The sequence below is a fragment of the Streptococcus suis genome, assembly GCF_016743335.1.
GTDB classification, from domain to species: Bacteria; Bacillota; Bacilli; order Lactobacillales; family Streptococcaceae; genus Streptococcus; species Streptococcus suis_Y.
In genome coordinates this window covers 1-5,330 of the sequence record NZ_WCJE01000070.1, presented here as the reverse complement: position 1 = coordinate 5,330, position 5,330 = coordinate 1, and the positions used below count along the sequence as shown (strand labels likewise).

The 5,330-nt window shown below is 49.1% G+C and carries 1 tRNA gene and 3 rRNA genes; all 4 read right to left on the bottom strand.

Going from position 1 to position 5,330, the window contains the following annotated elements:
* Position 1: 1 nt before the first annotated feature.
* A 5S ribosomal RNA gene (gene rrf / locus F9856_RS11610) occupies positions 2–117 on the bottom strand.
* Positions 118–308: 191 nt separating this feature from the next.
* Positions 309–3,212: ribosomal RNA gene (locus F9856_RS11605) — 23S ribosomal RNA — on the bottom strand.
* A 164-nt stretch (positions 3,213–3,376) separates the two neighbouring features.
* Positions 3,377–3,449, bottom strand: a tRNA-Ala gene (locus tag F9856_RS11600).
* 53 nt (positions 3,450–3,502) lie between these two features.
* Positions 3,503–5,051 (bottom strand): 16S ribosomal RNA (locus F9856_RS11595).
* Together the 16S, 23S and 5S rRNA genes with 1 tRNA gene alongside form the textbook arrangement of a ribosomal RNA operon.
* Between the last annotated feature and the right edge of the window lie 279 nt (positions 5,052–5,330).

Here is a 5,330-nt window from a genome sequence, read left to right as displayed (position 1 = left end):
TGCTAAGCGACTACCGTATCTAACAGGGGGCAACCCCCAACTACTTCAGGCGTTCTAGGGCTTAACTGCTGTGTTCGGCATGGGTACAGGTGTATCTCCTAGGCTATCGTCACTTAACTACTGAGTCTTGTCAACTCAAAATTGAATATCTATATTCTAACAAGAAACCGTTCGCTTGTCAATATTGACTCGTGAGTAATTGTACTCAGGCTAAATTCTTAGTGAAAAAGATAAACTTCCTAGAGTCTATTGACTCTGCGTCAGTTTCCTATTTTCATACAGAATTTGTAACGCCTTCGTTACTTATCTTGGATAAGTCCTCGAGCGATTAGTATTGGTCCGCTACATGTGTCGCCACACTTCCACTTCCAACCTATCTACCTGATCATCTCTCAGGGCTCTTACTAACATAAAGTTATGGGAAATCTCATCTTGAGGTGGGTTTCACACTTAGATGCTTTCAGCGTTTATCCCGTCCCTACATAGCTACCCAGCGATGCCTTTGGCAAGACAACTGGTACACCAGCGGTAAGTCCACTCTGGTCCTCTCGTACTAGGAGCAGATCCTCTCAAATTTCCTACGCCCGCGACGGATAGGGACCGAACTGTCTCACGACGTTCTGAACCCAGCTCGCGTGCCGCTTTAATGGGCGAACAGCCCAACCCTTGGGACCGACTACAGCCCCAGGATGCGACGAGCCGACATCGAGGTGCCAAACCTCCCCGTCGATGTGAACTCTTGGGGGAGATAAGCCTGTTATCCCCAGGGTAGCTTTTATCCGTTGAGCGATGGCCCTTCCATACGGAACCACCGGATCACTAAGCCCGACTTTCGTCCCTGCTCGAGTTGTAGCTCTCGCAGTCAAGCTCCCTTATACCTTTACACTCTGCGAATGATTTCCAACCATTCTGAGGGAACCTTTGGGCGCCTCCGTTACCTTTTAGGAGGCGACCGCCCCAGTCAAACTGCCCGTCAGACACTGTCTCCGATAGGGATAACCTATCCGGGTTAGAGTAGCCATAACACAAGGGTAGTATCCCAACAGCGCCTCAGTCGAAACTGGCGTCCCGACTTCCTAGGCTCCTACCTATCCTGTACATGTGGTACAGATACTCAATATCAAACTGCAGTAAAGCTCCATGGGGTCTTTCCGTCCTGTCGCGGGTAACCTGCATCTTCACAGGTACTAAAATTTCACCGAGTCTCTCGTTGAGACAGTGCCCAAATCATTACGCCTTTCGTGCGGGTCGGAACTTACCCGACAAGGAATTTCGCTACCTTAGGACCGTTATAGTTACGGCCGCCGTTTACTGGGGCTTCAATTCAGATCTTCGCTTGCGCTAAACCCTCCTCTTAACCTTCCAGCACCGGGCAGGCGTCACCCCCTATACATCATCTTACGATTTAGCAGAGAGCTGTGTTTTTGATAAACAGTTGCTTGGGCCTATTCACTGCGGCTGACTTTAAGTCAGCACCCCTTCTCCCGAAGTTACGGGGTCATTTTGCCGAGTTCCTTAACGAGAGTTCTCTCGCTCACCTGAGGCTACTCGCCTCGACTACCTGTGTCGGTTTGCGGTACGGGTAGAGTATGATACATCGCTAGAAGCTTTTCTCGGCAGTGTGACGTCACTAACTTCGCTACTTATCTTCGCTCCCCATCACAGCTCAATGTTACAGATACAAGCATTTGACTCATATCACACCTCACTGCTTAGACGGGCTCTTCCAATCGCCCGCTTTAGTTAGCCTACTGCGTCCCTCCATCACTTCATACTCTAGTACAGGAATATCAACCTGTTGTCCATCGGATACACCTTTCGGTCTCTCCTTAGGTCCCGACTAACCCAGGGCGGACGAGCCTTCCCCTGGAAACCTTAGTCTTACGGTGGATGGGATTCTCACCCATCTTTCGCTACTCATACCGGCATTCTCACTTCTATGCGTTCCAGCACTCCTCACGGTATACCTTCTTCACACATAGAACGCTCTCCTACCATAACACCTAAGTGTTATCCACAGCTTCGGTAAATTGTTTTAGCCCCGGTACATTTTCGGCGCAGGGTCACTCGACTAGTGAGCTATTACGCACTCTTTGAATGAATAGCTGCTTCTAAGCTAACATCCTAGTTGTCTGTGCAACCCCACATCCTTTTCCACTTAACAATTATTTTGGGACCTTAGCTGGTGGTCTGGGCTGTTTCCCTTTCGACTACGGATCTTAGCACTCGCAGTCTGACTGCCGACCATAAATCATTGGCATTCGGAGTTTATCTGAAATCAGTAAACCGAGATGGCCCCCTCATCCAAACAGTGCTCTACCTCCAAGATTCTCAAATGTCGACGCTAGCCCTAAAGCTATTTCGGAGAGAACCAGCTATCTCCAAGTTCGTTTGGAATTTCTCCGCTACCCACAAGTCATCCAAGCACTTTTCAACGTGCCCTGGTTCGGTCCTCCAGTGCGTCTTACCGCACCTTCAACCTGCTCATGGGTAGGTCACATGGTTTCGGGTCTACGACATAATACTAATCCGCCCTATTAAGACTCGGTTTCCCTACGGCTCCGTCTCTTCAACTTAACCTCGCATCATATCGTAACTCGCCGGTTCATTCTACAAAAGGCACGCTCTCACCCATTAACGGGCTCGAACTTGTTGTAGGCACACGGTTTCAGGTTCTATTTCACTCCCCTTCCGGGGTACTTTTCACCTTTCCCTCACGGTACTGGTTCACTATCGGTCACTAGAGAGTATTTAGGGTTGGGAGATGGTCCTCCCGGATTCCGACGAGATTTCGCGTGTCTCGCCGTACTCAGGATACTGCTAGGTATAAAGAATATTTCAAATACGAGGCTATTACTCTCTTTGGCCTACCTTCCCAGGTAGTTCTTCTATACTCTTTAAGTCCACATTGCAGTCCTACAACCCCGAGGAGTAAACTCCTCGGTTTGCCCTCCTGCCGTTTCGCTCGCCGCTACTAAGGCAATCGCTTTTGCTTTCTCTTCCTGCAGCTACTTAGATGTTTCAGTTCACTGCGTCTTCCTCTTCACTACCTTAACAGTAGTGAGTGACAGGCATTACCTGCCGGGTTCCCCCATTCGGACATCCCTGGATCATTGCTTACTTACAGCTCCCCAAGGCATTTCGTCGTTAGTCACGTCCTTCATCGGCTTCTAGTGCCAAGGCATCCACCGTGCGCCCTTATTAACTTAACCTTAATTACTAGTTTTTTCTAAACTAGAAAACTCATTAAATATTCACAGCGTTTTCGGTTTATTTTCTTGTTACTATTTCTTAATGTATCCTTTCAGATACATCAGGAATGTTTGATAGATATTCAATTTTCAATGGACAAAACCTTAACAACTTCCGTTGTTAATGGAGCCTAGCGGGATCGAACCGCTGACCTCCTGCGTGCAAAGCAGGCGCTCTCCCAGCTGAGCTAAGGCCCCACAAGACCTCTCAAAATTAAAGAAGACTGACGTACAGGTTTCCATTTCCTTAGAAAGGAGGTGATCCAGCCGCACCTTCCGATACGGCTACCTTGTTACGACTTCACCCCAATCATCTATCCCACCTTAGGCGGCTGGCTCCTAAATGGTTACCTCACCGACTTCGGGTGTTACAAACTCTCGTGGTGTGACGGGCGGTGTGTACAAGGCCCGGGAACGTATTCACCGCGGCGTGCTGATCCGCGATTACTAGCGATTCCGACTTCATGTAGGCGAGTTGCAGCCTACAATCCGAACTGAGACTGGCTTTAAGAGATTAGCTTGCCGTCACCGACTTGCGACTCGTTGTACCAGCCATTGTAGCACGTGTGTAGCCCAGGTCATAAGGGGCATGATGATTTGACGTCATCCCCACCTTCCTCCGGTTTATTACCGGCAGTCTCGCTAGAGTGCCCAACTGAATGATGGCAACTAACAATAGGGGTTGCGCTCGTTGCGGGACTTAACCCAACATCTCACGACACGAGCTGACGACAACCATGCACCACCTGTCACCGATGCTCCGAAGAGAAACCCTATCTCTAGGGCGGTCATCGGGATGTCAAGACCTGGTAAGGTTCTTCGCGTTGCTTCGAATTAAACCACATGCTCCACCGCTTGTGCGGGCCCCCGTCAATTCCTTTGAGTTTCAACCTTGCGGTCGTACTCCCCAGGCGGAGTGCTTAATGCGTTAGCTGCGGCACTGAGTCCCGGAAAGGACCCAACACCTAGCACTCATCGTTTACGGCGTGGACTACCAGGGTATCTAATCCTGTTCGCTCCCCACGCTTTCGAGCCTCAGCGTCAGTTACAGACCAGAGAGCCGCTTTCGCCACCGGTGTTCCTCCATATATCTACGCATTTCACCGCTACACATGGAATTCCACTCTCCCCTTCTGCACTCAAGTTTGACAGTTTCCAAAGCGTACTATGGTTAAGCCACAGCCTTTTACTTCAGACTTATCAAACCGCCTGCGCTCGCTTTACGCCCAATAAATCCGGACAACGCTCGGGACCTACGTATTACCGCGGCTGCTGGCACGTAGTTAGCCGTCCCTTTCTGGTAAGATACCGTCAAATGAGAAACTTTCCACTCTTCTCACAGTTCTTCTCTTACAACAGAGCTTTACGATCCGAAAACCTTCTTCACTCACGCGGCGTTGCTCGGTCAGGGTTGCCCCCATTGCCGAAGATTCCCTACTGCTGCCTCCCGTAGGAGTCTGGGCCGTGTCTCAGTCCCAGTGTGGCCGATCACCCTCTCAGGTCGGCTATGTATCGATGCCTTGGTGAGCCGTTACCCCACCAACTAGCTAATACAACGCAGGTCCATCTCATAGTGAAGCAATTGCTCCTTTCAAGTATCTACCATGCGGTAAATACTGTTATGCGGTATTAGCTATCGTTTCCAATAGTTATCCCCCGCTATGAGGCAGGTTACCTACGCGTTACTCACCCGTTCGCAACTCATCCGTCTAGTGCAAGCACCAGACTTCAGCGTTCTACTTGCATGTATTAGGCACGCCGCCAGCGTTCGTCCTGAGCCAGGATCAAACTCTCATTAAAAGTTTTGATTCAAACTCAAGCTATTGCTAGCTTTCCGTTTTATTGTTTTGTTTTGTCATTGACGATTTATCCTTAGATAAATCACCCTGCACGTTTGGTTCGTCTTCTTTAATTTTCAAAGGTCTTGTTCATCGCTCTCGCGACAACTATCTTAGTTTATCATTTCTTGTGAACTTTGTCAACACTTTTTTGAAACTTTTTTCGTTCCTCTGTTAACCAGTCCCTCAAGAGACAACTCAATCATTCTATCATCTTCTGATGGGCTTGTCAACACTTTTT